The organism is Streptomyces sp. NPDC051173 (assembly GCF_040689515.1).
Taxonomy (GTDB): domain Bacteria; phylum Actinomycetota; class Actinomycetes; order Streptomycetales; family Streptomycetaceae; genus Streptomyces.
Window position 1 is genome coordinate 58,787 of the sequence record NZ_JBFBBD010000014.1, and the last position, 21,366, is coordinate 80,152.

Consider the following 21,366-nt stretch of genomic DNA (forward strand, 5'->3'; position numbering starts at 1 on the left):
TGAGGAGGTTTCGGCTGAGGTGGTTTCGGCTGAGGAGGTTTCGGCTGAGGAGGTTTCGGCTGAGGAGGTTTCGGCTGAGGAGGTTTCGGCTGACGCGGGACAGGGAGCGGAGCCGGCGGGCGCGGGCAGCGCGCCGGACGCCGCCGCCCAGGACCCCGCCGGGTCCGGGAAGCGGTCGGCCGTGGCCGAGGCGCTGGCCGCCGCCGTGCGGGCCGTGGAGAGCGGCGAGCGGTCGGCCGCCTCGTATTTCAACGAGCCGAGCCGTCCGGCCCCCGCGGCCCGCAAGCCCTCCGCCCCGCGCACGGACGCGTCCGCGGCGGGCCCCGTCGTGGCCCGGCCCGCCGTCGCCGCCCCGCGCCGCCCGCTGTCGGACGCGGCCCTGGCCGAGGGGCTCGGCGGCGTACGGGAGGTGCTCGCCGCCGGGGGCGCCCCGGAGCAGCTCGCCGTGCGGGCGGTCGAGACGCTGGGCGAGCAGGCAGGCGCGCTCCTTCGGGACGACCCCTGGCAGCTGCTGGCCGTGCCGGGCGTACGCCCCGAGCAGGCCGACGGTTTCGCGCGGGCGCTGCTGGGCCCGGAGTGCGGACCCGGCGACGAGCGCCGTGCCGCCGCCCTGACCGGCTGGCTGCTGGAGCGCGCCGCGCTCGAAGGGCACACCGTTCTGGAGGCTCCGGCCCTGCGCGAGGCCCTCGCCCAGCACGCGGTCCCCGACCCGGACGAGGCGCTGCAGAGCGCCATCGCCGAGGGCGCGGTGCTGGTGTTCCAAGAAGCGCTGGAGTCCCCGGCCGCCGGCGGCCGGGGCGCACGGGCCACGGAGGACGGCGAGGAACCGGAGACTCCGGTCCGCCTGCTCCTGGGCCTGGACCGCTACGCGATGGCGGAGGAGAGCCTGGCCGACGGCCTGGCCCGGCTGATCAGCACCCTCAACGCACGTTCTGGCACGGAGGAGACGGGGCCCGCCGACGACACGGCGGATGACGGCACGACCGGGGCGAAGGCCGAGACCGACGCGACAGAGGGCGGCACGGCCGCTGGTAGCCCGGCAGGAGCCGAAGGCGACGGCGATACGGCGAACGGCAGCGCGGCCGAAGCGCGAGCGGACGACGGCACGGCCGCTGGCAGCTCGACAGGAGCCGAGGGCGACAGCGCCGTAGCGACCGACGGCACGGCCGAGGCCGACGCGACAGACGGCAGCACGGCCGGAACGGAAGCCGACAACGGCACAGCCGGCGGCAGCGCGGCCGAAGCTGAGGACGACGGCGCCACGGCAACCAACGGCACTGCCGAGGCAGGGGCGGGCAACGGCACGGCCGAAGCGACGGCCGAGGCCGAAACGGCCGATGACAGCGAAGCCGCCGATAGCAGCCCGGCCGAAGCACAAGCCGGGGGCGACACGGCCAGTAGCCCCGGAACCGAAGCCGACGGCAGCGCTGCGCACGACGGCGCGGCCGGAAACGAGACCGACGCCAACGACGGCACCACCGGGCGCAGCAGGACTGGAGCCAAGCAAGGCAGCGGCGCTGCCGGAGCGGAAGGCAAGGCCGACGCCACCCCGACCGCTGGCGAAACGACCGGTGGCGAGGCAGGCGCCGAAAGTGAGGCCCACGGCGACAGCCGTGCAAGCGCCGCAGGCAAGGCCGACGCCACCCCGACGGCTGACGAAACGACCGATGGCGGAGCGGGCGCCGAAGGCGAGGCCCACGACGGCAACCGGACAGGCATCGCAGGCCAAGACCACGGCGACAGCCGGACAAGCGCCGCAAGCAAGGCTCACAACGGCAACCGGGCAAGCGCCGCCAGCCCTTGGGAAGCGCTCGCCGAGGCGGCCACGGCCGCCTCGGCGCCCGCTTCGGCCAAGGAGTTGATCCAGGCCGTCGCCGGAGCCGGGCTGGTGACGCACAGCGGCGGGGAGGCCTCGCGTGCCGAGGTGGCCGCGCTGGTCGGCGCGGCGCGCGCCGTCGGGCTGCGCGCGTGGGTGGCCGTGCACGCCGAGGACGGCCGGCAGGCGGAGGTCCTCGGCGGCACCGGAGCCGTGACCCTCACCGGCCTGCTGTCCGGCCTGGAGGGCCCCGGGCGCGACGCCGACGGCTCGCTCGCCCTCGACGTGCTCGCCGTCCTGGACGCCCCGCAACTCGACGTCGAGGCGGCCGCCGTGCTCGTGGAGTCCCTGGCGGACGGCACCCGGCTGGTGCTGAGCGGCGACCCGGGCGTGCTGTGGTCGGCCGGTCCTGGCCGGGTGTTCGCCGATGTGGTGGCCGCCCACGCCTGCCCCGCCGTCGTCTCGCGCACCCCGGACCCCGGCCCGCTCGGCGAGCTCGTGTCGGGCATCGGCGTCGGCGAGTTGACCAAGGTGGACGCCCCCGGCAAGGAGGTCGTGATCGTCCCGGTCCGGGGTCCGGGCGAGGCCGTGCACCGCACGGTCCAGCTCGTCGCGGACTCCGTCCCCCGGGCGATCGGCGTGCCCGCCGAGCAGACCCAGGTCATCACCCCGGGCCACGGCGGCCCCGCCGGCACGCGCGCGCTCAACGCGGCGCTGAAGGAGCGGCTCAACCCCGGCCCCGGCCGGTTCGGCGGCTTCGACCCGGGCGACCGGGTGGCGTACGTCCCGGCACCCGGCCGCATGGTCCCCGGCACGGTGGTCTCCGCGGACGCGGAAGGGCTGCGTCTGGACTGCGCGGGCACGCCCGTGGTCGTGCCGAAGGAGCTCGTCGGCCGGGCCGTGCGGCACGGCTGGGCCGTCACGGCCCACCAGGCGGCCGGTATGCGCTGGCCCGCGGCCGTGGTCGTGCTGCCGGGCGACGCCGCGCGGACGCTGACGCGTTCGTGGGTCTATACGGCCTTCGGCAGGGCGGAGCGCCATCTGTCGGTCGTTCAGGGGGTCGACCAGGCACTGCCGCGCGCGGTGGCCGAGGTCCCGGCGAAGGAGCGGACGACGCGGCTGAAGTCCCTGCTGCGGGCCCAGCACCAGTCCGGCTGACCGACGTGCCGTACGGGGCCGGCACACCGGCCCCGTACGGCACCCGTGGGTGTCCGTGGGTCAGCGCCCGGGGGTGCTCCCCCCGCCGCCCCGTACGGCCCCGTCCTCCTCGTCGAAGGTGTCGTCGTCCAGGCCGTCCTCGTCCGGGTCCGTCTCCTCGTCGAAGACGGCGCTGACGTCGAAGCGGCAGATGACCCGCTGGGGGTCCGCCTGGTCGAAGGGGGCGGCCAGCCAGTCCCCCGGTTCGGCGGGGCGGTCGGCCGCGGCGACCCAGAGCGTGGAGTCGCCTTCCTCCAGGCCGAACTCCTTGTGCCGCGAGGCGATCTCGTCCGGTTCGTACTCGCCGAACAGCACGCCGAGAGCGGCGTGCACACTGCTGCCGACGACGCCCGCCGTGCTGCCGGGGGCGCCCGTGTCCGGGTCGGCGTCGGGATCCAGGTCGGCGACCCGCTGCGCCTGGGCGAGCAGCCGCGGGGGCTCGACCACGGCGTAGTCGCGGCGGATCAGGACGCTCAGCGCGCTCGGCTCCTCCGGCCCGGCATAGGCCGGCAGGGTGTCGTCGCCCGGGATCTCGAAGGGCGTGACCTCGTCATAGACGTCGTAGAGCAGCTCGTCGTACGCCTCGGCTGTCGCGGCCAGCTCGTTGAACGCGGCGTAGACGGCCGGGTCGTCCTCCCCCGACCGGCGTTCGACGGCGTCGAGGTGACGGTCCAGCGCGGCTTTGACCGCCTCGGCGGCGGCGCGTACCTCGGCAGCGGATGGCTGCGCAGCATCAGACATAGTGCAGACGCTATCCGCACCGGGCCGGTTCCCGCACAATAGATGCGATGCCGGAATACGAATTCTGCGATGTGTATGTGCCGAGGGGTGTCTCCCGAGGGGCGACCACGCGCTTGCTGACCGACCACGCCGAGTACGGACACTGGGAGTTGGACCGACTGCGTCTCAATCCCGACGGCAGCCGCAAGGTGCGGCTGCGCCGTCGGATCATCCGCCAGTTGCGCGCGACCTGGTGACAGCACGAACGGAGCGGGCCCCGCAGCCGCGGGGCCCGCTCCGTGCTGACGCAGTCAGCGCTGTGTGCCCGGATCAGTTCTGCGCGGAGCGCGCGCGGCGGTAGAGCACCGCGCCGCCGAGCAGCAGACCGGCGCTGGCTGCACCGGCCATTCCGAGCTGGCCCGCGCCGGTGTGCGCGAGCTGGGCGGCCTTGGTCACCGGGGCGGCGGCGACGTCGAGGACGCCGGCCTCCTGGCGCGCGGGCTTCACCGCGGCGGCCGGGTGGGCGGCCGGGGTGAGGTGCGCCGGGTGCACGTCGGCCGGCTTGTGACCGGCCGGGTGCTGGGCCGGACCGTGGTCGCCCGGCTTGTGGTCGCCGGGCGTGTGCTCGGCCGGCGGCTTGTGGTCACCGGGGTGGTGACCGGCTGGCGGCTTGTGACCGTGGTCGTCGTCGCACGGGGGCTGGTGCTCCCCCGGCTTGCCCGGCGTGTGCGGCGGCTTGTGCTCCCCGCCGTTGTCGCCCCCGCGGTGGTCGTGACCACCGTTGTTGACGCAGTCGTTGCCGGTGGCGGAGTTGCCGACACCGACGACGTTGACGCTGTTGCCACAGGCGTTGACCGGCACCTCCACCGGCACCTGCGCGGTGTTCCCGGAGATCACGCCGGGCGAACCGACGCTGGCGCCCTGCGCACCCGAGCCGCCGTGGCCGTTGTGCCCGCCCTTGCCGTGGTCGCGGTCACCGTCGTGGTCACCATGACCGCTGCCGTGGCCCTGGTGGGCGTGGCCGCCACCGCCGTTGAAGCAGTGGTTGCCCACGGCGGGGTTGAGGGCGCCGATGACGGTCACCGTGTTGCCACAGGCGTTGACCGGGACGTGCACGGGGACCTGGACGGTGTTGCCGGACGCGACGCCCGGGGAGTTCACCGCGGCACCGTGGGCACCGGAGTCCGCCGTGGCGATGCCACCGGTCATGGCGATGACGCCGGTCGCGGCCGCCACCGAGATCAGGCTCTTTTTGGTCATGTGTCGCATGAGTTCTGTACTGCCTCTCTAGACCTTCTTGCGGGATGCGCACGGGATGAATACCCACGCGCGAAAGTCCAGCGGCTCCGGAGCGGCGCGAGGCGCACACTCCGGAGCCGCCTTCACACCCTTACGGGTTGAGGCACAACGTCACTCGTTGACGCACTTGTTGCCAAAGGTGGGGTTCAGCAGCCCGACGACGTTGATCGAGTCGCCGCAGACATTCACCGGAACCTCGATGGGCGCCTGGATCACGTTGCCGGCAACAACGCCGGGCGAGTTCACCGCAGCGCCCTGGGCACCCGAGTCGGCGGCGGCGATGCCCGCGCCCGCGAGCACGAGACCACCGGTGGCAGCCGCAGCGGCGACAACCTTCTTGAGCATTGGATCCTCCTTGTTGGCAATGCGGTCCCAGCCGCGGACCGCACACCTGTAACGACGAGGAGGTAATCGGGCTACGCAACCCTATGATCGTTCACACTTTTCGGTTAACTCAGCACAGATTTACGAGGTTTCAGCTCTCGTCGAGGAATCGGTCGAGCACCCGTGCCCCGAATTTCAGGCCTTCCAACGGCACCCGCTCGTCCACACCGTGGAACATCCCCGCGAAGTCCAGCTCCGGCGGCAACTGGAGCGGAGCGAAGCCGAATCCGCGGATGCCGAGGTCGTCGAACGACTTGGCGTCGGTGCCGCCCGAGAGCATGTACGGCACCGCGCGCGCGATCGGGTCCTCGGCCCGCAGGGCCTTCTGCATGGCGTCGACCAGGTCGCCGTCGAAGGTCGTCTCCAGCGCCTTGTCCGCGTGCACGTCCTCGCGCCTGACCCGCGGCCCGAGGATCCGGTCGAGGTCGGCGAGGAACTCCTCCTCGTATCCCGGCAGGAAGCGCCCGTCGACGTGCGCGGTGGCCTGGCCCGGGATCACGTTGACCTTGTAGCCCGCGCCGAGCATCGTCGGGGCCGCGGTGTTCCGCAGGGTGGTGCCGATCATCTTGGCGATGCCGCCGAGCTTGACCAGCGTGGTCTCCATGTCGTCCGGGTCGAGCGGGGTGCCGAGCGCGTCGGACAGCTCGTCGAGGAAGGACCGCACGGTCTTGGTCACCCGGACCGGGAACTCGTGCCGCCCCAGCCGCCCGACCGCCTCGCACAGCTCCGTGATCGCGTTGTCGGTGTTGGTCATCGAACCGTGCCCCGCGGTCCCGTCCACGGTGAGCCGCATCCAGTGCATGCCCTTCTGGGCGGTCTCGACGAGATAGAGGCGCAGGTTCTCGTTGACCGTGAAGGAGAAGCCGCCGACCTCGCTGATCGCCTCGGTGACCCCCTCGAAGAGCCCGGGGTGCTTGTCGACCAGATAGCGGGCGCCGTACACACCGCCCGCCTCCTCGTCGGCGAGGAAGGCGACCACGACGTCGCGCGGGGGCTTGCGCCCGGAGCGCATGCGGTCGCGGACGACCGCGAGCGTCATCGCGTCCATGTCCTTCATGTCGACCGCGCCGCGCCCCCACAGGCAGCCGTCCGCGATCTCGCCCGCGAAGGGGTGGTGGGTCCAGTCCTCGGCGTTCGCCGGCACGACGTCGGTGTGGCCGTGGATGAGCAGGGCGGGCCGCGACGGGTCCTCGCCCTCGATCCGGGCCACGGTCGAGGCCCGCCCCTTGTGGGACTCGAAGATCTGCGGCTCCAGCCCGACCTCGGCCAGCTTCTCCGCGACGTACTCGGCGGCGGCGCGCTCGCCCGGCCCGGAGTGGTCGCCGTAATTGCTCGTGTCGATGCGGATCAGATCCCGGCAGAGGTCGACGACCTCGTCCTCGGCGCTCCTGCCCGGCCCGCTACCGACGGGCTTCGACTCGCTCACGCTGCCTCCTCTGGTTCGCTGCCGCGTCCCGCCCGCTGCGGGGCGGCCCACGGCGTGGTCCTCCGCCATCCTCTCTCTCCCGTCTCCGCAGCCCAAGGCCGCAATGCTCCCGACATACGCCCGTCACACCCGCCCGGCCACCCCGTCCGACCTGGTGATCGAGCACTCCAGATCTTTGGTATTGTTTTCCTCGTCGGAAGGGGAACGGCCCGAAAGGGAACGGACCGGAAGACACAACACCTAGTCCGGGTGGCGGAATGGCAGACGCGCTAGCTTGAGGTGCTAGTGCCCTTTATCGGGCGTGGGGGTTCAAGTCCCCCCTCGGACACCAGCAGAGACCCCAGTTGATCTGGGGTTTTTCTGTTTCTCCGGCTGTGGCGTGACCAACCACGTGACCAACAGCCGAGCGAATCTCCTGGTCAGACCAGGGATGACAGGCCGATTCGGGCAGCGCTGGAAGCGGCCAGCTTCTTCGCCCCTTCGGCGCGGCGCCTGCCGTAGCGCGCCATGGTGTAGCCCGGTGAGTGGTGCCGGGCGTTGGCCGAGACCTCCACAGGGTTCTCGTGGTTGTCGAGATCATTCGTGATCTTCGATGCCCGCCAGTCGTGCAGCCGGAAGTTGTCCGGCAGGTGCAGACGGTTGCGTGCCGTGCGCCAGCGGGCCGACACCTTCTCGGGGTCCTGTGGTCCGCCTGCCTCGCCCCGGTACAGCTTGAAGCCGTCGCGGGCGAACACGAGGTCATGGTCCACCCAGAGATCCCCGAGTCGTTCCCGCTCCGCGTCCTGGCGTTCCTTCTGCCACTTGAGGACATTCATCAGGGCTTGGTCTACGTAGATGATCGCGTTGTCGTCTCTCCGTCCTTGGTTCAGCCGCCGAGGATCGCGGCCAGGTAGAGCGGCCCCGCGTACCGGCCAAAGTGGCGCAGCACCCAGTGGCCCAAGCGACGCATCACGTCGCCTTCGGCTCCACCGCGACGGGGCGGAGAGCGCTGGCAGGCAACGAAGTGCGGCCCGTGCACCGAGGGCACCCGCACGGCGGGTACTTGGTCGGCGAATCCAGGATCACCGCATTGCGCGGCTCCACCTGCACCTCACGAACCGGGCCGTACGTCCGGCCGCCGTCGTACGACACCCGCAGAGTCATGCGCCCCGTCACTAGCGCACACCACCATCAGGGCCGAACGCCCGCCGGTACTCCAACCCCCGACCTACGCCGTAACGCACCCGCTCTTCGTTTCGCTCGGTCGCTGTCATGGGGGAAATCATTGGCCCAGAAAGCGGCGGCTGTGTAGTTCTTTCCCGTCATGGACTAAAGATCATGAACGGCAGGCGGCAGCCCACTCCGTCAACAAGGCTCGCGCTTCGGCCCCGAACAGCGCGTACCCCTCCAGCGTCGAGAACAGTTCCAAATGCATTTCGATGTCGCGCGGATCTCTCAGGATCACGACTCCGGTGGTGTTCTCCACAGTGGCCAGGGTGTTGTCGTAGACAGTGAAGGTGTCCATCGGAGCCATGGGCTTATAGCCCGCGATTGGGATGACACCGAGCTTCACATCCGGCAGGTGGGTCAATGAGGCTAGCCGGTCAATCTGCATCGCCATCGCGGCCGGGGGCAGGAGTGGCCACCTCACGGCCTGTTCGGTGAGGATGAAGGTGAACCGCTTCTTCGTGTCGTAAAGAACCTCCTGCCGCTCCAGCTTCCTCGCGATCGTCTTAGTGACATCGGCCGGTGAATGGGCAAGGCTGGCCCGGATGTACTCAGGGGTGGACAGCAGTCCCGTAATCATCGAGAGCAGGAAGAAACGGAACTCAGTAGAGGAGGATTCGAGCGCGGCAAGTTCGGTCTGCTTCTTCTCCAGCCCCCTTCGCCGCAGCGAGCGCAGGTCTTGCCACTCGGTATTGGCCAGCCTCGCGAGGGCAATGACCTCCTCGATGACCTCGGGCGGAGCAACGACAGCCCGGAGGATCCTCTCCAGGTCGAGCAGGCTCGGCTGGGCTTTCCCGTTCTCGATCCGACTGATCTTCGATTGGGACATGTTGCAACGCCGAGCGAGCCGGTCCCCAGTGAGGCCGGCTCGCTTGCGTAGTTCTTTCAGCAGGGCGGCCAATTCTTGCTTCGGCTGCCCCAACTGTTCAGGGTCGAACGTCACCCGCTCACGTACTCCAGGAATGGAACCGACTCGGCCACGGCAATCCGCTTCCACTGCCGATACGGCTCAGGATCACCCTCGTACAGTTCCCGGTTTATCTGCGTCCCGTCCGCCCGGTAGTTCATCAGGGCCACCTTGGACTCATCGAACATCCAGAAATCCTGATCCGGAAGCCCCGGGTTCTCCCGCTCGGTGAGGTCGAGAATGCGGATATCCTCGCCCGCCTTCACGTGGTGCCGGTAGTAATACTCGAACTCGAACCGGAGGTAGTCCGAGAGCGGGCGGGTCACGACGTGCACCCTGCCAACGCTCTTCCCTTCCGAGGCCCATTGCCGAACCTCGTCCATCCAGGCCGACGTGTAATCGTCCGGAGATTTCTCCCCGGCGAGAAAGCGCTTCAGCTTCTCCGCTTCCTGGGGCATGGTGTAGACAGGCAGGGTTTCCAGCCGCCACGCCTCACGCTCCATGGAATCGAAGCAGTCATTCCACGCGTCACCATCCAAGTGCACGGAATGCCTCCCTGAGAACCGCCTCCGGGATTTCCACGAGCCCTTCCCCGGAGGGCGGGGTGAAGGCGTTGGACACGTCGCCCTGCACGACGAACGATCCCGTGGCCGTGCGGTACACGTTCGGGCAGTCCTTCTCTCCGCACTCGCCGTTGCCGTTGCCCGTGAGCCGGGTGAGTGCCAAACGTTCGGACATGCCAAACCCCCTTGCTCTGGCCCCGTTTGGGCCGCCTGCCCACCGACAGTAGAGGGGGTGGCGCTACGCGCCTATGCGGGAACGCGACTATGCGCGTCCTTGCATAAACAGGTCCCGACCGCCCCAGCCACCCCCGGTACGTGGTCACGTACGCGCCCGTGCAGACTGGGCGTAGCCCCGTGGCGCGGTCCGGGAAGCCTGACCAGGGACGGACGCCTCGGAGGAGGGTTGGTCACGTGACCAACGCATGACCAACAGGGGCCCGAGAGGGCCTGAAACAGCAGGAAAGAACAGGAGAAACGCTCGCCGAAATCAAGCCTGTCGACGGGCGTTTCCCCAGGTCAGAGCAGTTATGGGCTGGTGCCCGAGAGGAGAGTTCAAGTCCCCCCTCGGACACCACCAGGAAGGACCCCAGCTCAGCTGGGATCCCCCTACCCGGCCCCCATTCAGCCCGGCAGAGCCCGTACCCGTACCGACAGGCACGTCACGCAGCCCTCCAGTTTTTCGAATTCGGTGATGTCCACCGGGACCGGGTGGAGGCCGTGGGTCGTCAGGAGGGCGGCGGTGCGGGGGGCGGCTGCCGAGAGGAGGACGTGGGGGCCGCCGAGGAGGACCACGTGGGCGCCGGGTTCCTCCGGGACGGGGAGGAACCGGGGGAACGGCAAGGAGGGGGACGGGTCGCCCACGAGGGGCGGGTGGCCGAGGACCGTGCCGTCGGGCAGCGCGGTGACGGCGGACTTCAGGTGGAGGACCTTCTCCACCGCTACGGGCACCACGCGCGCGCCCAGCGGCTCGAAGGCGGCGCGGAGTTGGCGTATCCCCTCGGCGTCCGTGCGGCCGCCCCTGCCGACGTAGACCGTGTCGCCGATCTTGAGGACGTCTCCCCCGTCGAGCGTGCCGGGCGCACGGACGTGGTGGACGGTGAGGCCGAGCGCTTCGGCGGCCTCCTCGGCACCGGCGGTCTCGGGGCGGCGGGAGGGGGCCGCGGAGCGGGCGATGAGGGCGGCGGTGCGGAAGACGACCATGGCGTCCTCGATGAACACCGCGTCCGGGCAGTCGTCGGCGGGCGGCACCTCGACCGCCCGCCAGCCGTGGTCGCGCAGCGCCCGGCAGTAGTCGTCCCACTGCCGCAGGGCGAGCGCGGTGTCGACGGGGGTGCGTGCGATGTGGGTGACCAGGCCCTCGGCGAGGCGGGGGCCGGGGCGGCGGACCAGAGCCGTTCTGCCGGGCATACGGGCTTCCTCTCCACGGGGGTTGAGCGGTTCGGCCGTGCGTATCATCTGCCTGATGATCTCGAAACGTGCCCGTCGCGCCGCCCCGGAAACCGCTCCCTGCCGGATCACCGTGTGCCGTGGCTGCTGCTGCGGCGACCCGCGGAAGGTGCCCGGGGTGGACCATGCGGGGCAGACGGCCCGGCTGCGGGCCGCCGTCGGGGACGCGGGGCAGGTGCGGGTGTCGGAGTGCCTCGATGTCTGCGACCAGGCGAACGTGATGGTCGTGCAGCCGTCGGCGGCGGGTGGCCGGCCGGTGTGGCTGGGCCTGGTCAACGACGACGACGCGCTGGCCGACATAGCGGCGTGGGTGCGGTCGGGGGGACCGGGGGTCGCCGAACCGCCGGGGGTGCTGGACCTCTACGAGTTCACCGCGTCGCGGCGGGTCGGCAAGGCGCTCGACGGTTAGCGGCCGGGTTCGGCAGCGCCCCGAAGGGGCGCCGGACAGCTGCATGGTGCGGCCCCGCCGCGCGGGCGCGACCGGCCACCACGCGCCCGCGGACGAGTCACCGGAATTCCGGCGGAGCGCTCAGCGACCCGGTTCGGCCGTCGCCGCCTTCTCCAGCTGGAACGCCTCGTTGCCGAGGCCGATGCCGGCGTGGACGGCGGGGCGTGCGTATTTGAGGACGACGCCGAAGCCGATCCCGGCGACGACCGCGGCACCGATGACGCCCGGCAGGATCCAGCGCAGCGGCGAGCCGGGGTCCGCGCCGAGGAGGACGTGGAAGTCCCTGACCGCGTACCAGGCGATGACGATCAGCGCGAGGCCCGCGACGCCGGAGGCGACGAGGCGGGGGGCCTGGGCGCGGGCGGCGCCGCGGCGTACGAAGAAGGCGATGACTGCGGCGGACGCGGCGGCCATGAGCACGATGACACCGAGGGCGCCGACGTTGCCGCTCCAGGTGAAGAGGCGCAGCACGGGGGCGGTCGGGTCGCCGTGGGGGCCTCGGTCGGTGAGCGCGAAGAGCACGACGGCGAGGACCGAGACGGCGCTCTGGAGCAGTGAGCCGTGGGCGGGCGCGCCGCTGCCCTTGGCCGTACGGCCCATGGCGGCGGGCAGCAGGCCCTCGCGGCCCATGGCGAAGACGTAGCGGGCGACGACGTTGTGGAAGCTGAGCATGGCGGCGAACATGCCGGTCACGTAGAAGAGGTGCATGACGTCGGTGACGGCTCCGCCGAGCCGGTCCTCGGTGAGGGCGAAGAGGAGGTTCGGGCCCTGCTCACGGGCGAGGCCGACGATGCGGCCGGGGCCGGCGGCGACGCTCAGGGCCCAGGAGCTGACGGCGAAGAAGAGGGCGACGAAGCCGACGGCGAGGAAGGTCACCCGGGCGACGACGACCTGGGGCCTGCTGGTCTCCTCGGCGTAGACGGCGGCCTGTTCGAAGCCGACGAAGGCGGCGATGGTGAAGCAGAGGGCGGTGCCGAGGCCGCCGACGCCGAGGGTCGTGGGGTCGAAGGCGTGGAAGGAGACGCCTTCCCTGCCGGGGGCGGTGAGGCCGGCGAGGTCGAAGACGACGACCATGGCGCACTCGACGAGCAGAAGGGCGCCGAGGACCCTGGCGTTGAGGTCTATCTTCAGCCAGCCGAGGACGCCGACGGCGAGGACGCCGGCGAGGGCGGGCACCCACCAGGCGACGCGGATGCCGAGGTGTTCGTCGAGGAGGCCGGAGAGCTCGAAGCCGAAGATGCCGTAGATGCCGAACTGGAGGGCGCTGTAGGCGACCAGAGCGACGACGGAGGCGGCCGCTCCCGCGGTGCCGCCGAGGCCGCGGGCGATATAGGCGTAGAAGGCACCGGCGTTGTGGACGTGGCGGCTCATCTCGGCGTAGCCGAAGCTGAAGAGGGTCAGCACGACGCCGAGGATGACGAAGAGCAGGGGCTGGCCGACGACCCCCATCGTGCCGTAGGTGGTGGGCATGACGCCCGCCGTCACCATCAGGGGCGCGCTTGCGGCGACCACGGAGAGCAGGAGGCCGGCGGGCCCCATGCGGTCGGCGCGCAGCCGTCTCCCCTGGCCCTTGAACGTGCTGATCTCGCTCGTCGTGCCCGTCGGCATGGCGGGGTCGTCCTTCCCATGGAGTGAGCGGGGCGGTCGTGCGCGTGCGGGGTCAGGCCGCGCCGAGCGCGGCCCGGCGGGCGGCCTGGAACGCCTTGCGCGGGTCCCCGTCGGGGTACGACCAGGGGGCGTGGGTGGCGTGCGGGCCGATGCGGGTGAGGAGGGCGGCGGCCTCGGCCGGGCGGCCTTCGTGGAGCTTGGCGTGGGCGAGGTAGTTGAGGTCGACCTTGCGGCGGGGGTGGGCCGTGCCGTCGTCGACGTCCCATTCGAGCCACCAGTCGAAGGCGGTCTTCATCACCTGGCGGGCCCGGCGGGTGGTCCAGTGCCCGGAGCGGGCGGGGTCGTGGGGTTCGACGCCGGCGCGGGCGAGTACACGGTAGCGCTCGGCGTGGGCGACGACGGGGAGCACGGCCAGAGGCGAGTCGGCGGGCGCCTGCTCGGCGGCCCAGGAGGCGAAGTCGTAGACCTCGTGGAGGGGGTCGTCGCGGTCGCCCGACTGGTGTTCGGCGAGGCAGGCGGCCATGAGGTGGTGGGCGTGGTGGTGGTCGCGGTGGCGGGCGCGCACCTGGTCGAAGGCGCGGACGCGCTCGTCGTCGGTGCCGGTGCGGCGGGCGAGGATGAGGATGCCGAGCCAGGGGGTGGGGTCGGCGGGGGCCATCCTGGCCGCGGTGAGGCAGACGGCGCGGGCGACCTCGGGGATCTCCTGGCCGCGTACGGCCCGGAAGACGGTGGCGCAGGCGAGGAGCGCGGCGGCGTCGGGGCTGTCGGGCTCGGCGAGCTGCCACTCGCGGGCCCAGGCGGTGCTGGCGGTGCCCTCGGCGAGGACGACGACGCGGTGGCCGCGGCGGTCCCAGTCGTCGCCGGTCTCGGCGAGGAGCCGGCGGGCCCCGTCCCAGCGGCCGCGGGCGAGGGCGTCGCGGGCGGCGGCGAGCGCGGTGTCGTCCAGGGCCGGGTCGAAGGCCGGTCCGTCCTTGTTCCGCGGGCGGCCCAAGGGCGGGGGCGTCATCGGCGGACTTCCTCCACGGGCTGCGGCCCCTCCCGGCGCCCGCGCGAGGCGTCATCGAAATCAACCACTTCGGTCACGCACAGCAAAGCGGTAGTCACGGCTCCGAGTCAAGGGCGACCTTGGAACTGACGGCACCTCAACTCACAACCCATCAGATCGGGTTGCACTCCGGCGGCTCGCCCGGATCGGGGTACGTCCGCCGCCGCCCGGACGTACGGTGGAGAGGTGACCGGAAGGGCATTTTTCGCATATACGTTCTATACGCCATTGGAGGGAACGCGGGAGGGAATGCACGGCCGAAAGACGGGTACCCGGCCGTCACACCGCCCCCGGGGCGGCTATCGTTTTTCTGTCAAGTCCCCTACGACCCGGCGGTCTTGAGGTGCGCGACGTGATGGTCTTCGCCTTCGCCGTGAGTGCGGCCTGCTGCCTGGGAGTCGGCTTCGTCTACCAGCAGAGCGCGGCGCAGCGGGCCCCGATGAGCGATTTCCTCTCCATCCGGCTGCTGCTCGACCTCGTCCGGATGCCGCAGTGGCTGGTCGGCATCGCGCTGATGATCGTCGGGATGGTGCTCGGCGCGATCGCGCTCGGCCGGGGCGAGATCTCCCTGGTGGAGCCGCTGCTGGCGACGAACCTGCTGTTCGCCATGGCCCTGTCGCGCTGGCGCACCCGGCAGCCGCTCGGCGCCACGGGCTGGTGCGGGCTGTGGCTGCTGGCGGGCGGGGTGACGGCCTTCATCGTCGCGGGCCGCCCGCACGGCGGCGACTCGGTGACCGATCCGCTGCGGCACTGGCTGATCATCGGCCTGATGGTGGGCTCGGCCCTGCTGCTCGCGACGGTCTCCAAGCGGCTGCGGATGAGCGTGGAGGCGGCGCTGCTCGCGGTCGCGGCGGGCCTGCTCTACGGCGTGCAGGACGCCCTCACCCGGGTCAGCGGCCAGCGGTTCGCGCACGGCGGCTGGACCACGCTGCTGGTGAGCTGGCAGCCGTACGGGGTCTTCGCGCTGGGCGTCACGGCGCTGGTCCTGGTGCAGAGCGCCTTCGAGACGGCGCCGCTGCGGCTGTCGCTGCCCGCCCTGACCGCGGCGCAGCCGCTGGCCGGGATCATCTGCGGCGTGGGCTTCCTGGGCGACCGGCTGCGGACGACGCCGGGGGCGCTGGCCTGGGAGGCGGCGGGGCTGGCGGCGATCGTGGTCGGCATCGTGCTGATCGGACGGCATCCGGCGATGCCGGCCGGCTCCGCCGCGGTGGATCGGGCGCGGGACCTTCAGCCGCATTGACGTGCGGGGCGCTGCGCTTTGCTTGGCGGATCGATTCCGGGTGCGGGTTGTTTTCCGCCTGCGGCGGGCTTTGTTCCCCAGCCCCGCCCCTTCCCGAAACTGGGGCTCCGCCCCAGACCCCGATCGCGTCGCGCCGCTGATTGGATGGGCTCATGAGCGATCAACAGCCGCAGCCGGCGGATGAAGTGCTGGACATCGTCGACGAGCAGGACCGTGTCGTGGGGCAGGCGCCGCGTGGGGAAGCGTATGCGCGCGGGCTGCGGCACCGCTGCGTGTTCGTGCGGGCCCGGGACGCGGCGGGGCGGGTCTTCGTGCATCGCCGTACGGCGCAGAAGCTCGTCTTTCCCTCGCGCTACGACATGTTCGTGGGCGGCGTTGTCGGGGCGGGCGAGTCCTACGACGAGGCGGCCCTCCGTGAGGCCGAGGAGGAGCTGGGCGTATCCGGGCTCCCCGCGCCGACCCCGCTCTTCCGCTTCCTCTACGACGCGCCCGGGCAGTCGTGGTGGTCGGCGGTGTACGAGGTCCGGTGCGACGCGGCCGTCTCGCCGCAGGAGTCGGAAGTGGCCTGGCACGCGTTCCTCTCCGACGAGGAATTGGAGGCCCGGCTCCCGGAGTGGGACTGGGTGCCGGACGGGCTCGCGGCGTACCGGCTGCTGCGCGAGCGCGAGGGTTGTTGACCGGGAGCCCCCTGCGAGCACGTCCTCGAACGCCGGACGGGCTGAATCAGCCCGTCCGGCGTTCGAGGACAGCGCGCGAAGCGTCGTGCTTCGGGGTCCGGGGCGAAGCCCCTCACGCGGCGGAGGAACAAGCCCGCCGGGTCGCACCCCGCCGTATTACGGAACCGTCACCACGATCTTGCCCCGCGTGTGCCCCTCGGCGTTCAAGCGCTGCGCGTCCGCCGTCTTCTCCAGCGGGAACACCTCCGCCACCTCGACCGTGAGCACGCCGCTCTCCGCCAGTTCCGTCAGGGCCGTGAGGTCGGCCGCGTCGGGGCGGACGAAGACGTAGCGGCCGCCGAGGCCGAGGACGGACGGGTCGGCGATGGAGGCGATGCGGCCGCCTTCCGCGAGGAGGGCCGGGGAGACGGTGAGCGCCTCGCCGCCCGCCAGGTCGAGGACGGCGTCGACGCCGGAGGGGGCCAGCGCCCGTACGCGGTCTGCCAGCCCTTCGCCGTAGACGACCGGCTCGGCGCCGAGGCCGCGCAGGTAGTCGTGGTTGCGCTCGCTCGCGGTGCCGATGACCCGCGCGCCCAGGTGCTTCGCGATCTGGACGGCCATGGAGCCGACGCCGCCCGCCGCCGCGTGGACCAGCACGGTCTCGCCCTTACTCACCCGCAGCGCCTTGACCAGCGACTGGTAGGCGGTCAGGCCCGCGAGCGGGAGCCCGGCGGCCTGCTCGAAGGTCAGGTTCGCCGGCTTGCGGGCGAGGGTCCGTACGGGGGCGGCGACGTACTCCGCGAAGGTGCCGCGCGAGAGGAAGTCCTCGCGGACGTAGCCGATGACCTCGTCACCGACGGCGAACTCGGCGACGTCGGCGCCGGGCTGCACCACCACGCCGGAGACGTCCCACCCGGGGATGACGGGGAAGACGGCGTCCAGGGCCGCGTCGAGGTAGCCGGCCTGCGCCTTCCAGTCGACGGGGTTGACGGCTGCGGCCTTGACCTTGATCAGGACGGCGTCGGGGCCGACCTTGGGGTCGGGCCGCTCGCCGTATTCCAGGACCTCGGGTCCGCCGTAGCTGCGGTAGCTGATGGCCTTCATGGTGGTGCTCCTCGTGGGGGGTGCGAACAGCGGGTCAGGCGGTGGCGCGTGCGGTCTCAGCGTCCTTCGCGGGCGCCCGGCCCGCCGCCTCGGAACCCAGGGTGTGGATCTTGCGCAGGCCGAGCCCGGCGACGGCCGCGACCAGCAGGAGCGCCACGCCCGCGATGACGAAGGTCAGCGTGAACTGGCTCTCGGCGGGCAGCTTGGGGGCGCCCGGCGGCAGGTGCTCGATGCTCTTGGAGGCCAGCACCGTGGTGATCATCGCGGAGCCGATGGCGCTGCCGGTGGAGCGGGAGATGGAGTTGATGCCGTTGGCTATGCCGGTCTGGTGGTGCGGCACGCTGGAGACGATCACGGCGGGCATGGCGGCGTAGCCGAAGCTGATGGCCGCGCCGACGAGGATGCCCGCGGCGATGACGGAGAACGCGTGGTCGTGGTCGAGCGTGATCCACGCGAAGCCCGCGGTGCCGAAGAGCGAGGCGAGCAGCAGGACCACCCGCGGGCCCTTGTGGCGGACGAGCTGGCCGCCGATCGGGGCGGCGAGCAGCGAGACGATGGTGCTGGGCAGCAGGAATTCGACGGAGGCGCGCAGGACGCTGGCGTCGAAGCCGTAGCCCGCGATCTTCGACGGCATCTGCACGAGGTAGGAGACGCCGATGAAGAGGGCGAAGGAGCCGAAGCCGACGAGTAGTCCGGAGAGGTTGGCGAAGAGCACCGGGCGGTGGGCGAACATCTTCATGTCGACCAGCGGCTCGCTCACCTTGCGCTCGACGAGCGTCCACACGCCGGCCATCACGACGGCGCCGATGAAGCAGCCGATCGTGCGGGCGGAGGACCAGCCCCACTCGTGGCCCTGGGTGATGGGCAGCAGGAGCAGCACGAGCGTGGCGGCGAGGCTGAGCGCGCCGAGGACGTCGGTGCGGCCGCCGGTGGTCTCCCGCGTGGCGGGCACGAGGAGGACGACGGCGATCAGCGCGAGCGCGGCGAGGCCGGTGGCCAGCCAGAAGGCGCTGCGGTAGTCGGGGTTGTCGCCGGAGGTGAGCAGGCCGGTGGCGACGAGCGCGAGGCCGCTGCCGAAGGCGAGGGTGCCGCTGACCATGGCCATGGCGCCGGGCAGCTTGGCGGGGCGCACCTCCTCGCGCAGCACGGACAGCGCGAGCGGGAAGATCGCGGTGGCGGCGCCCTGGAGCACGCGGCCGACGATCAGCCACAGCAGGGAGTGGGTGACGGCGGCGAGCACGGAGCCCGCGACCATCACGATCAGCACGCCGACGAGGGTCTTCTTCTTGCCGTGCTGGTCGCCGAAGCGGCCGAGCAGCGGGGTGAAGACGGCGGCGGAGAGGAGGGTGGCGGTCGTGACCCAGCTGACGTTGGCCGGGGTCGTGCCGAGGTCCTTCTGGATGAGGCCGAGGATCGGTACGACCAGCGTCTGCATCATCGAGACGACCATGGCGGCGAGGCTCAGGGCGAAGACGATGACCGTCTCGTTGCGTCTTCCGCTCTCGGCGGCGGCTGGGGAGCTCATGCGGGGAATCCTCCGGATTGCTTCACGACTTTGATGCTTGAGATCGTCAAGCAACCAGGAAAGGCTAGGGCCAGATACTTCAGGTAGTCAAGTTAATGTTTCATTACCTCAAGCTCTTGAGTAGACTCGAGGCATGACCGCCACCTCCCCCCGGACCCCGACCAAGGCCCAGCTCCTGGAGCTGGTGGCGGCGCTCGGCACCGCCCAGTGGCAGGACTTCGCCGCCGCCGCGGCCCGCCAGGGCCTCACCTCCGTGCAGGCCAAGCTCCTCGCCCAGCTCAAGGGCCCGGTCCCGATGCGCGGCCTGGCCACCCTGCTGGTCTGCGACGCCTCCAACGTCACCGGCATCGTGGACCGCCTCGAAGCGCGCGGGCTCGTCCGCCGCGAGGCGGACCCGGCCGACCGGCGGGTGAAGAACGTGGTGGCCACCGACGAGGGCCACGAGATCATCCGCCGCGTGCGCGCCGAGATGCAGGCCACCCACAGCGCGCTGGACGCGCTGGACGAGGAGGAGCGCACCACGCTCTACGGCCTGCTGGAGCGGCTCCGTCCGGGCATGGAGCGGCGGGCCTGACGGCTTCCGCCCCGATCGCCCCGCGCCCGTATTCTGACGGTCAGTCCGATCCGCGCACCCCGCGCGGACGACGAGGGGAGGCCCTTAGATGTCCAGCAGCACCACCGCGTCGCCCGTCGGCACCGCAGCGACGGAGCCGTACACCACCGAGCTCGCCCCGGGCGTCCGCGCGTTCATCCAGCCCGACGGCGGCTGGTGCCTCAACAACGCCGGGATCATCAGCTCCGGCGGCCGCACGGCGCTGATCGACACGGCGGCGACCGAGCGGCGCGCCCGGCTGCTGCGCGACACCGCGGCGGCGCACGGCGCGGCACCGCCCACGACCGTCGTCAACACCCATCACCACGGCGACCACACCTACGGCAACTGCGTCTTCCCCGAGGCCACGATCATCGGCCACACCGGCTGCCGCGCGGAGACCCTCGCCGTGGGCTTCCAACTGCACGGCCAGTGGCCCTGGATCGACTACGGCGACATCGCGATCACCCCCGCCTTCGTCACCTACGACGACTCGCTCACCCTGCACGTCGGCGACACCGAGCTGCGGCTGATCCACCCGGGCCCGGCGCACACCATCGGCGACACGATCGTCCACCTGCCGGAGGAGGGCATCGTCTTCACCGGCGACCTGGTCTTCAACGGCGGCACCCCCTTCATCCCGATGGGCTCCCTCGCCGGGTCGCTGCGCGCGCTGGAGGTGCTGCGGGGCCTGGACGCCGAGACCGTCGTGCCGGGGCACGGCCCGGTCACCGACCCGGGCGTCTACGACGTCCTGGAGCGCTACTTCCGCTGGCTCCAGGACCTGGCCGCGACCGAGCACGCCGCGGGCCGCACCCCGCTGGAGGCCGCACGCCGCGCGGACCTCGGCGAGTTCGCGCAGCTGCACGAGAGCGAGCGGCTGGTGGGCAATCTGCACCGCGCGTACGCCGAGCTCGACGGCCTGCCGCTGGGGGTCCAGCTCGACCTGCCCATGGTGCTCGGTGACATGCGGACGATGAACGGCGGGGAGCCCCTCACCTGCCACGCCTGACGCGTACGGCGGTGGCGGATTGTCGCCGGGAGGTCTGGACGGCATACCGACCGGTCGGCATGATGATCCCGGACCGGTGCCGCGCCCGCCGCGGCCCCGGCCCGACCGCGTCCGCGGGCTCAATTCCCCATGGAGGAGCACTCGATGAGCAAGGGCAATCCCCCAGGACTCGACCTGGACCGGCTGCGCGGATATCTGGAACGGGAGCTCCCGGGGCTGGTGCGCGGGCCGCTCGGCGCCGAGCTGATCGAGGGCGGCCGCTCCAACCTCACCTACTCCGTCACCGACGGCACCGGCCGCTGGGTGGTGCGCCGCCCGCCGCTGGGGCACGTGCTGGCCACCGCCCACGACATGCGGCGCGAGCACCGGGTGATCAGCGCGCTGCACCCGACTCCCGTGCCGGTGCCCCGGGCGCTGCTGCTGTGCGAGGACGAGAGCGTCCTGGGAGCGCCGTTCTACGTGATGGAGTTCGCGGCCGGCACGCCGTACCGCTCGGCGGAGCAGCTGGCCGCGCTCGGCCCCGAGCGCACCCGCCGGGTCGTCCTCGGGCTCGCCGACACCCTCGTACAGCTGCACGCCGTGGATCCGGCCGCGGCCGGGCTCGCGGACTTCGGGCGGCCGGACGGCTTCCTGGAGCGGCAGTTGCGGCGCTGGGGCAAGCAGCTGGCGGCCTCGCGCGAGCGCGAGCTGCCCGGCATCGACGAGCTCCACACGGCCCTGGCGGCGGCGCTGCCCGTCTCGCCCGCGCCCACCGTCGTGCACGGTGACTACCGCCTGGACAACGTCCTCGTCGGCGCCGACGACACCGTCCGGGCGGTCCTCGACTGGGAGATGTCCACGCTCGGCGACCCGCTGACCGACCTCGGCCTGCTGGTGATGTACTGCGAGCAGCGGCCCGTGCCCGGCTCGCCCATCGCCACCACCCGCGAGGCGCCGGGCCACCCGGAGCCCGCGGAGCTGGTGGAGCGGTACGCGGCCGGGTCGGGCCGCGACGTCTCGGCGCTGCCGTGGTACACCGCCTTCGCCTATTTCAAGCTCGCCGTGATCCTCGAAGGCATCCACTACCGCTACACCCTCGGACAGACCGTCGGGCCGGGCTTCGACCGCATCGGGCAGCTCGTACCGCTCTTCATCGCAGGCGGACTCACCACCCTTCAGGAGGGCTGAGCACC

21 protein-coding genes and 1 tRNA gene are annotated in these 21,366 nt (G+C 71.7%); 9 read left to right on the plus strand and 13 right to left on the minus strand.

Translation table 11 applies throughout. The features are described from left to right. Positions 1-181 precede the first annotated feature (181 nt). Positions 182-2,974 carry a helix-hairpin-helix domain-containing protein gene (locus AB0435_RS11145; RefSeq protein ID WP_366426736.1) on the plus strand — a complete coding sequence of 931 codons (2,793 nt, stop codon included), beginning with the start codon at positions 182-184 and terminating at the stop codon, positions 2,972-2,974. A gap of 60 nt (positions 2,975-3,034) precedes the next feature. Here the strand turns inward: AB0435_RS11145 and AB0435_RS11150 are convergent, their stop codons facing one another. After that, entirely contained in the window at positions 3,035-3,754 is a 720-nt protein-coding gene (locus AB0435_RS11150) for a hypothetical protein (RefSeq protein WP_366426737.1), read from the minus strand. A 47-nt stretch (positions 3,755-3,801) separates the two neighbouring features. Between AB0435_RS11150 and AB0435_RS11155 the strand changes: the two genes are divergently transcribed. Next, the gene (locus tag AB0435_RS11155) at positions 3,802-3,990 is read left to right on the plus strand and encodes a DUF5703 family protein (protein ID WP_361533246.1); all 189 of its coding nucleotides are present in this window, start codon (positions 3,802-3,804) and stop codon (positions 3,988-3,990) included. A 73-nt stretch (positions 3,991-4,063) separates the two neighbouring features. Here AB0435_RS11155 and AB0435_RS11160 read toward each other — a convergent pair whose 3' ends face one another. From AB0435_RS11160 to AB0435_RS11170, 3 genes are all read right to left on the minus strand, one after another. Next, positions 4,064-5,002 carry a chaplin gene (locus AB0435_RS11160; RefSeq protein ID WP_366003073.1) on the minus strand — a complete coding sequence of 313 codons (939 nt, stop codon included), beginning with the start codon at positions 5,000-5,002 and terminating at the stop codon, positions 4,064-4,066. Positions 5,003-5,143: 141 nt separating this feature from the next. Then, a complete protein-coding gene (locus AB0435_RS11165) occupies positions 5,144-5,377 on the minus strand; it encodes a chaplin (protein WP_366426738.1) in 234 nt (77 codons plus the stop codon). A 130-nt stretch (positions 5,378-5,507) separates the two neighbouring features. Continuing rightward, positions 5,508-6,842 carry a M20/M25/M40 family metallo-hydrolase gene (locus AB0435_RS11170; RefSeq protein WP_366003070.1) on the minus strand — a complete coding sequence of 445 codons (1,335 nt, stop codon included), beginning with the start codon at positions 6,840-6,842 and terminating at the stop codon, positions 5,508-5,510. A gap of 243 nt (positions 6,843-7,085) precedes the next feature. On the opposite strand from AB0435_RS11170, the gene AB0435_RS11175 reads away from it, so the two are divergent. Then, a tRNA-Leu gene (locus tag AB0435_RS11175) sits at positions 7,086-7,173 on the plus strand. Positions 7,174-7,261: 88 nt separating this feature from the next. Here the strand turns inward: AB0435_RS11175 and AB0435_RS11180 are convergent. The 5 genes from AB0435_RS11180 to ddaH all read right to left on the minus strand — a co-directional run bounded on the left by AB0435_RS11180 (position 7,262) and on the right by ddaH (position 10,925). Next, positions 7,262-7,657, minus strand: a complete 396-nt coding sequence (locus tag AB0435_RS11180; protein ID WP_366426739.1) for a hypothetical protein — start codon at positions 7,655-7,657, stop codon at positions 7,262-7,264. A 500-nt stretch (positions 7,658-8,157) separates the two neighbouring features. After that, positions 8,158-8,991, minus strand: coding sequence for a helix-turn-helix transcriptional regulator (locus AB0435_RS11185; RefSeq protein WP_366005051.1), 834 nt, complete (start codon positions 8,989-8,991; stop codon positions 8,158-8,160). Next, the gene (locus tag AB0435_RS11190) at positions 8,988-9,500 is read right to left on the minus strand and encodes a DUF6879 family protein (RefSeq protein WP_366005050.1); all 513 of its coding nucleotides are present in this window, start codon (positions 9,498-9,500) and stop codon (positions 8,988-8,990) included. Before AB0435_RS11190 ends, AB0435_RS11185 begins: the two co-directional genes overlap by 4 nt. Beyond that, a complete protein-coding gene (locus AB0435_RS11195; RefSeq protein WP_366005049.1) occupies positions 9,484-9,693 on the minus strand; it encodes a hypothetical protein in 210 nt (69 codons plus the stop codon). The genes AB0435_RS11190 and AB0435_RS11195 overlap by 17 nt, the downstream gene beginning before the upstream one ends. Before the next feature lie 446 nt (positions 9,694-10,139). Further along, entirely contained in the window at positions 10,140-10,925 is a 786-nt protein-coding gene (ddaH, locus tag AB0435_RS11200; protein ID WP_366426740.1) for a dimethylargininase, read from the minus strand. 55 nt (positions 10,926-10,980) lie between these two features. On the opposite strand from ddaH, the gene AB0435_RS11205 reads away from it, so the two are divergent. Next, on the plus strand, positions 10,981-11,373 hold the full coding sequence (locus tag AB0435_RS11205) for a (2Fe-2S) ferredoxin domain-containing protein (protein ID WP_366426741.1): 393 nt from the start codon (positions 10,981-10,983) through the stop codon (positions 11,371-11,373). A 120-nt stretch (positions 11,374-11,493) separates the two neighbouring features. Here AB0435_RS11205 and AB0435_RS11210 read toward each other — a convergent pair whose 3' ends face one another. Both AB0435_RS11210 and AB0435_RS11215 read right to left on the minus strand, forming a co-directional pair. Further along, entirely contained in the window at positions 11,494-13,020 is a 1,527-nt protein-coding gene (locus tag AB0435_RS11210; protein WP_366005046.1) for an APC family permease, read from the minus strand. Between the two features lie 52 nt (positions 13,021-13,072). After that, positions 13,073-14,026: a hypothetical protein gene (locus AB0435_RS11215; RefSeq protein WP_366426742.1), complete on the minus strand. Its 954-nt coding sequence runs from the start codon at positions 14,024-14,026 to the stop codon at positions 13,073-13,075. 394 nt (positions 14,027-14,420) lie between these two features. Between AB0435_RS11215 and AB0435_RS11220 the strand changes: the two genes are divergently transcribed. Both AB0435_RS11220 and AB0435_RS11225 read left to right on the plus strand, forming a co-directional pair. After that, positions 14,421-15,305 carry a DMT family transporter gene (locus tag AB0435_RS11220; RefSeq protein ID WP_366005056.1) on the plus strand — a complete coding sequence of 295 codons (885 nt, stop codon included), beginning with the start codon at positions 14,421-14,423 and terminating at the stop codon, positions 15,303-15,305. Between the two features lie 152 nt (positions 15,306-15,457). Further along, positions 15,458-15,982: an NUDIX domain-containing protein gene (locus tag AB0435_RS11225; protein ID WP_366005044.1), complete on the plus strand. Its 525-nt coding sequence runs from the start codon at positions 15,458-15,460 to the stop codon at positions 15,980-15,982. Between the two features lie 156 nt (positions 15,983-16,138). Here the strand turns inward: AB0435_RS11225 and AB0435_RS11230 are convergent, their stop codons facing one another. Both AB0435_RS11230 and AB0435_RS11235 read right to left on the minus strand, forming a co-directional pair. Beyond that, entirely contained in the window at positions 16,139-17,065 is a 927-nt protein-coding gene (locus tag AB0435_RS11230) for an NADP-dependent oxidoreductase (RefSeq protein WP_366005043.1), read from the minus strand. A gap of 34 nt (positions 17,066-17,099) precedes the next feature. Then, a complete protein-coding gene (locus AB0435_RS11235) occupies positions 17,100-18,590 on the minus strand; it encodes an MFS transporter (RefSeq protein ID WP_366426743.1) in 1,491 nt (496 codons plus the stop codon). Between the two features lie 133 nt (positions 18,591-18,723). Between AB0435_RS11235 and AB0435_RS11240 the strand changes: the two genes are divergently transcribed. The 3 genes from AB0435_RS11240 to AB0435_RS11250 all read left to right on the plus strand — a co-directional run bounded on the left by AB0435_RS11240 (position 18,724) and on the right by AB0435_RS11250 (position 21,361). Continuing rightward, positions 18,724-19,164, plus strand: a complete 441-nt coding sequence (locus AB0435_RS11240) for a MarR family transcriptional regulator (RefSeq protein ID WP_366005041.1) — start codon at positions 18,724-18,726, stop codon at positions 19,162-19,164. 88 nt (positions 19,165-19,252) lie between these two features. Further along, a complete protein-coding gene (locus AB0435_RS11245) occupies positions 19,253-20,194 on the plus strand; it encodes an MBL fold metallo-hydrolase (protein WP_366005040.1) in 942 nt (313 codons plus the stop codon). Between the two features lie 144 nt (positions 20,195-20,338). Then, positions 20,339-21,361 carry a phosphotransferase family protein gene (locus AB0435_RS11250; protein WP_366005039.1) on the plus strand — a complete coding sequence of 341 codons (1,023 nt, stop codon included), beginning with the start codon at positions 20,339-20,341 and terminating at the stop codon, positions 21,359-21,361. The last annotated feature ends 5 nt before the right edge of the window (positions 21,362-21,366 follow it).

Excerpts from the sequence above, each read along its gene's own strand:
- AB0435_RS11150 (WP_366426737.1), bottom strand. The coding sequence starts at position 3,754 with ATGTCTGATGCTGCGCAGCCATCCGCTGCCGAGGTACGCGCCGCCGCC.
- AB0435_RS11155 (WP_361533246.1), top strand. The coding sequence starts at position 3,802 with ATGCCGGAATACGAATTCTGCGATGTGTATGTGCCGAGGGGTGTCTCC.
- AB0435_RS11160 (WP_366003073.1), bottom strand. The coding sequence starts at position 5,002 with ATGCGACACATGACCAAAAAGAGCCTGATCTCGGTGGCGGCCGCGACC.
- AB0435_RS11165 (WP_366426738.1), bottom strand. The coding sequence starts at position 5,377 with ATGCTCAAGAAGGTTGTCGCCGCTGCGGCTGCCACCGGTGGTCTCGTG.
- AB0435_RS11180 (WP_366426739.1), bottom strand. The coding sequence starts at position 7,657 with ATGAATGTCCTCAAGTGGCAGAAGGAACGCCAGGACGCGGAGCGGGAA.
- AB0435_RS11195 (WP_366005049.1), bottom strand. The coding sequence starts at position 9,693 with ATGTCCGAACGTTTGGCACTCACCCGGCTCACGGGCAACGGCAACGGC.
- ddaH (WP_366426740.1), bottom strand. The coding sequence starts at position 10,925 with ATGCCCGGCAGAACGGCTCTGGTCCGCCGCCCCGGCCCCCGCCTCGCC.
- AB0435_RS11205 (WP_366426741.1), top strand. The coding sequence starts at position 10,981 with ATGATCTCGAAACGTGCCCGTCGCGCCGCCCCGGAAACCGCTCCCTGC.
- AB0435_RS11210 (WP_366005046.1), bottom strand. The coding sequence starts at position 13,020 with ATGCCGACGGGCACGACGAGCGAGATCAGCACGTTCAAGGGCCAGGGG.
- AB0435_RS11215 (WP_366426742.1), bottom strand. The coding sequence starts at position 14,026 with ATGACGCCCCCGCCCTTGGGCCGCCCGCGGAACAAGGACGGACCGGCC.
- AB0435_RS11220 (WP_366005056.1), top strand. The coding sequence starts at position 14,421 with ATGGTCTTCGCCTTCGCCGTGAGTGCGGCCTGCTGCCTGGGAGTCGGC.
- AB0435_RS11225 (WP_366005044.1), top strand. The coding sequence starts at position 15,458 with ATGAGCGATCAACAGCCGCAGCCGGCGGATGAAGTGCTGGACATCGTC.
- AB0435_RS11230 (WP_366005043.1), bottom strand. The coding sequence starts at position 17,065 with ATGAAGGCCATCAGCTACCGCAGCTACGGCGGACCCGAGGTCCTGGAA.
- AB0435_RS11235 (WP_366426743.1), bottom strand. The coding sequence starts at position 18,590 with ATGAGCTCCCCAGCCGCCGCCGAGAGCGGAAGACGCAACGAGACGGTC.
- AB0435_RS11240 (WP_366005041.1), top strand. The coding sequence starts at position 18,724 with ATGACCGCCACCTCCCCCCGGACCCCGACCAAGGCCCAGCTCCTGGAG.
- AB0435_RS11245 (WP_366005040.1), top strand. The coding sequence starts at position 19,253 with ATGTCCAGCAGCACCACCGCGTCGCCCGTCGGCACCGCAGCGACGGAG.
- AB0435_RS11250 (WP_366005039.1), top strand. The coding sequence starts at position 20,339 with ATGAGCAAGGGCAATCCCCCAGGACTCGACCTGGACCGGCTGCGCGGA.